3 rRNA genes are annotated in these 5335 nt (G+C 57.2%); all 3 read left to right on the top strand.

Features of this window, described 5'->3' with window-relative positions:
* Positions 1-168: 168 nt before the first annotated feature.
* A 16S ribosomal RNA gene (locus tag NIE79_RS30705) occupies positions 169-1683 on the top strand.
* A 379-nt stretch (positions 1684-2062) separates the two neighbouring features.
* Positions 2063-5171 (top strand): 23S ribosomal RNA (locus NIE79_RS30710).
* Between the two features lie 84 nt (positions 5172-5255).
* Positions 5256-5335 (top strand): 5S ribosomal RNA (gene rrf / locus NIE79_RS30715); the annotation flags it as partial.

The following is a 5335-nucleotide window of genomic DNA, read 5'->3' on the forward strand; positions in this document are numbered from 1 at the left end:
TTGGTGGGGCTTCTGGTCGGTGTGTGGTTGTTCTTTGAGAACTCAACAGGGTGCTTGTAAAGCCAGTGCCAATTATGATTTATACCCCGGACTGGTCAGTTTTTGCTGGCTGGTTGGGATTCCTTTGGCAACATTTGTTTGTTGTCAGGATGCTGTTCAACTAATTTTTTGTTGGAGAGTTTGATCCTGGCTCAGGACGAACGCTGGCGGCGTGCTTAACACATGCAAGTCGAGCGGAAAGGCCCTTCGGGGTACTCGAGCGGCGAACGGGTGAGTAACACGTGAGCAACCTGCCCCAAGCTTTGGGATAACCCTCGGAAACGGGGGCTAATACCGAATATTACTTCTGGCCGCATGGCTGGTGGTGGAAAGTTTTTCGGCTTGGGATGGGCTCGCGGCCTATCAGCTTGTTGGTGGGGTGATGGCCTACCAAGGCGACGACGGGTAGCCGGCCTGAGAGGGCGACCGGCCACACTGGGACTGAGACACGGCCCAGACTCCTACGGGAGGCAGCAGTGGGGAATATTGCACAATGGGCGGAAGCCTGATGCAGCGACGCCGCGTGAGGGATGACGGCCTTCGGGTTGTAAACCTCTTTCAGCAGGGACGAAGCGAGAGTGACGGTACCTGCAGAAGAAGCACCGGCCAACTACGTGCCAGCAGCCGCGGTAAGACGTAGGGTGCGAGCGTTGTCCGGATTTATTGGGCGTAAAGAGCTCGTAGGCGGCTTGTCGCGTCGACCGTGAAAACTTGGGGCTCAACCCCAAGCCTGCGGTCGATACGGGCAGGCTAGAGTTCGGTAGGGGAGACTGGAATTCCTGGTGTAGCGGTGAAATGCGCAGATATCAGGAGGAACACCGGTGGCGAAGGCGGGTCTCTGGGCCGATACTGACGCTGAGGAGCGAAAGCGTGGGGAGCGAACAGGATTAGATACCCTGGTAGTCCACGCTGTAAACGTTGGGCGCTAGGTGTGGGGGGCCTCTCCGGTTCCCTGTGCCGCAGCTAACGCATTAAGCGCCCCGCCTGGGGAGTACGGCCGCAAGGCTAAAACTCAAAGGAATTGACGGGGGCCCGCACAAGCGGCGGAGCATGCGGATTAATTCGATGCAACGCGAAGAACCTTACCTGGGTTTGACATGGCCGCAAAACTCACAGAGATGTGAGGTCCTTCGGGGGCGGTCACAGGTGGTGCATGGCTGTCGTCAGCTCGTGTCGTGAGATGTTGGGTTAAGTCCCGCAACGAGCGCAACCCTCGTTCGATGTTGCCAGCGCGTTATGGCGGGGACTCATCGAAGACTGCCGGGGTCAACTCGGAGGAAGGTGGGGATGACGTCAAGTCATCATGCCCCTTATGTCCAGGGCTTCACGCATGCTACAATGGCCGGTACAATGGGCTGCGATACCGCGAGGTGGAGCGAATCCCAAAAAGCCGGTCTCAGTTCGGATCGGGGTCTGCAACTCGACCCCGTGAAGTCGGAGTCGCTAGTAATCGCAGATCAGCAACGCTGCGGTGAATACGTTCCCGGGCCTTGTACACACCGCCCGTCACGTCACGAAAGTCGGCAACACCCGAAGCCGGTGGCCCAACCCTTGTGGAGGGAGCCGTCGAAGGTGGGGCTGGCGATTGGGACGAAGTCGTAACAAGGTAGCCGTACCGGAAGGTGCGGCTGGATCACCTCCTTTCTAAGGAGCACCTTCACCTGAAAGGGTGCAAGGAGCCCGCGGCCCACGAATGTTGGGTCGGGGTGCTCAGATGGCGGAGACACTGGCAAGTTTTTCCTCGGCAACGGCCGGGTTTCTTCTAGTACAGCTGCCTTCGGGTGGTGGGAACGAAGTCCCTGGTGCGGCTGAGAAGGAATGTGAGCACCCTGTTGGGTCCTGAAGGAACAACCATTGTGTTGTTGTTTCAGAGACGTGGCCGGCCCCCTTTGTGGGGCTGGCAGTCTGCCAGGCATGGCCTGGCTCCACATACCGCCAACTGTTGTTGGGTTTGGTGTGGGGCGGATCGGGTTGTGGGTTGGTCGTTTGTTGAGAATTGCACAGTGGACGCGAGCATCTTTGTGGTCAAGTTGTCAAGGGCGAACGGTGAATGCCTTGGCACCAGGAGCCGATGAAGGACGTGGGAGGCCGCGATAGGCCTGGGGGAGCTGTCAACCAAGCTGTGATCCCAGGGTGTCCGAATGGGGAAACCTGGCACCAGTCATGTGGTGTCACCCACACCTGAACACATAGGGTGTGTGGAGGGAACGCGGGGAAGTGAAACATCTCAGTACCCGCAGGAAGAGAAAACAATTTAGTGATTCCGTGAGTAGTGGCGAGCGAAAGCGGATCGAGGCTAAACCGGCTGCGTGTGATACCTGTCAGGGGTTGCGTGGTCGGGGTTGTGGGACCCTACTGAATGTACTGACATGCATTCGAGAAGTTACAAAGTCAGTGGCTAGTCGAACAGTCTGGAATGGCTGACCGTAGACGGTGAGAGTCCGGTAGGTGAAAGTTGCTGACCTTCTGTGGGTGTTCCCGAGTAGCGGCGGACCCCTGAAATCTGCCGTGAATCTGCCAGGACCACCTGGTAAGCCTAAATACTTCCTGGTGACCGATAGCGGACAAGTACCGTGAGGGAATGGTGAAAAGTACCCCGGGAGGGGAGTGAAATAGTACCTGAAACCGTTCGCCTACAATCCGTCGGAGCCTTGCGGGGTGACGGCGTGCCTTTTGAAGAATGAGCCTGCGAGTTAGTGGCATGTGGCGAGGTTAACCCGTGTGGGGGAGCCGTAGCGAAAGCGAGTCTGAATAGGGCGATTCAGTCGCGTGTCCTAGACCCGAAGCGGAGTGATCTAGCCATGGGCAGGCTGAAGCGCGGGTAAGACCGCGTGGAGGGCCGAACCCACCAATGTTGAAAAATTGGGGGATGACCTGTGGTTAGGGGTGAAAGGCCAATCAAACTCCGTGATAGCTGGTTCTCCCCGAAATGCATTTAGGTGCAGCGTCGCGTGTTTCTTGCCGGAGGTAGAGCACTGGATGGTCTAGGGGGCCCACAAGCTTACCGAAACCAGCCAAACTCCGAATGCCGGTAAGTGAGAGCGCGGCAGTGAGACTGCGGGGGATAAGCTTCGTAGTCGAGAGGGAAACAGCCCAGATCACCAGCTAAGGCCCCTAAGCGTGTGCTAAGTGGAAAAGGATGTGGGGTCGCATAGACAACCAGGAGGTTGGCTTAGAAGCAGCCACCCTTTAAAGAGTGCGTAATAGCTCACTGGTCAAGTGGTTCCGCGCCGACAATGTAGCGGGGCTCAAGCACACCGCCGAAGCTGTGGCATTCACATTTTATCCTCGCTTGGACTTGATTCCTTGTGCAGGTGTGTGGATGGGTAGGGGAGCGTCGTGCCGCGAGTGAAGCAGCGGGGTGACCCAGTTGTGGACGCGGCACGAGTGAGAATGCAGGCATGAGTAGCGAAAGAAGGGTGAGAAACCCTTCCGCCGGATGACCAAGGGTTCCAGGGCCAGGCTAATCCGCCCTGGGTGAGTCGGGACCTAAGGCGAGGCCGAGAGGCGTAGTCGATGGACAACGGGTTGATATTCCCGTACCCGCGAAAGAGCGTCCCTGACGAACCTCGTTGTGCTAACCACCCGAACCGTTCGAGACCTTCGGGTTGAGGATGGGGAGCGTGGGAACCTGATGGGTAGTAGTCAAGCGATGGGGTGACGCAGGAAGGTAGCTGAGCCCGGCCGGTGGTTGTGCCGGGGTAAGCGTGTAGGCCGTGTTGTAGGCAAATCCGCAACACATGAAGGCTGAGACGTGATGCCGAGCCGATTCAGGTGAAGTCAGTGATCCTATGCTGCCGAGAAAAGCCTCTAGCGAGTTCTTAGCGGCCCGTACCCCAAACCGACACAGGTGGTCAGGTAGAGAATACCGAGGCGATCGGGCGAACTGTGGTTAAGGAACTCGGCAAATTGCCCCCGTAACTTAGGGAGAAGGGGGGCCGGAGACGTGAAGCCCCGCGCGGGTGGAGCGTTGTATGGCCGCAGAGAGCAGGGGGAAGCGACTGTTTACTAAAAACACAGGTCCATGCGAAGAAGTAATTCGATGTATATGGACTGACGCCTGCCCGGTGCTGGAACGTTAAGGGGACCTGTTAGCTCTTCGGGGCGAAGCGGAGAACTTAAGCGCCAGTAAACGGCGGTGGTAACTATAACCATCCTAAGGTAGCGAAATTCCTTGTCGGGTAAGTTCCGACCTGCACGAATGGCGTAACGACTTCCCCACTGTCTCAACCACAGGCCCGGCGAAATTGCATTACGAGTAAAGATGCTCGTTACGCGCGGCAGGACGGAAAGACCCCGGGACCTTTACTATAGCTTGACATTGGTACTCGAATTAGCTTGTGTAGGATAGGTGGGAGCCGGTGAAGTCCATACGCCAGTATGGGTGGAGGCAATCTTGAAATACCACTCTGGTTGATTTGGGTATCTAACTTCGGACCGTTATCCGGTTCAGGGACAGTGTCTGGTGGGTAGTTTAACTGGGGCGGTTGCCTCCTAAAAGGTAACGGAGGCGCCCAAAGGTTCCCTCAGCCTGGTTGGCAATCAGGTGTTGAGTGCAAGTACACAAGGGAGCTTGACTGTGAGACTGACAGGTCGAGCAGGGACGAAAGTCGGGACTAGTGATCCGGCACTTGCGAGTGGAAGCGGTGTCGCTCAACGGATAAAAGGTACCCCGGGGATAACAGGCTGATCTTCCCCAAGAGTCCATATCGACGGGATGGTTTGGCACCTCGATGTCGGCTCGTCGCATCCTGGGGCTGTAGCAGGTCCCAAGGGTTGGGCTGTTCGCCCATTAAAGCGGCACGCGAGCTGGGTTTAGAACGTCGTGAGACAGTTCGGTCCCTATCCGCCGTGCGCGTAGGATACTTGAGAAGGGCTGTCCCTAGTACGAGAGGACCGGGACGGACGAACCTCTGGTGTGCCAGTTGTCCTGCCAAGGGCACGGCTGGTTAGCTACGTTCGGAAGGGATAACCGCTGAAAGCATCTAAGCGGGAAGCCTGCTTCAAGATGAGGTATCCCACCCACTTTGTGGGGTAAGGCCCCCAGCTAGACGACTGGGTTGATAGGCCGGAAATGTAAGCCCGGTAACGGGTTCAGTTGACCGGTACTAATAGGCCGAGGACTTGACTACTAAGCTGCTACGCGTCCACTGTGCAACTCTGAACAAGCGAACACCCGTGAAGTATGCCGGTGTTGTTTGATATGTTCATAGAGTTACGGCGGTCATGGCGGAGGGGAAACGCCCGGTTACATTCCGAACCCGGAAGCTAAGCCCTCCAGCGCCGATGGTACTGC

The organism is Micromonospora trifolii (assembly GCF_022229005.1).
Lineage (GTDB): Bacteria > Actinomycetota > Actinomycetes > Mycobacteriales > Micromonosporaceae > Micromonospora > Micromonospora trifolii.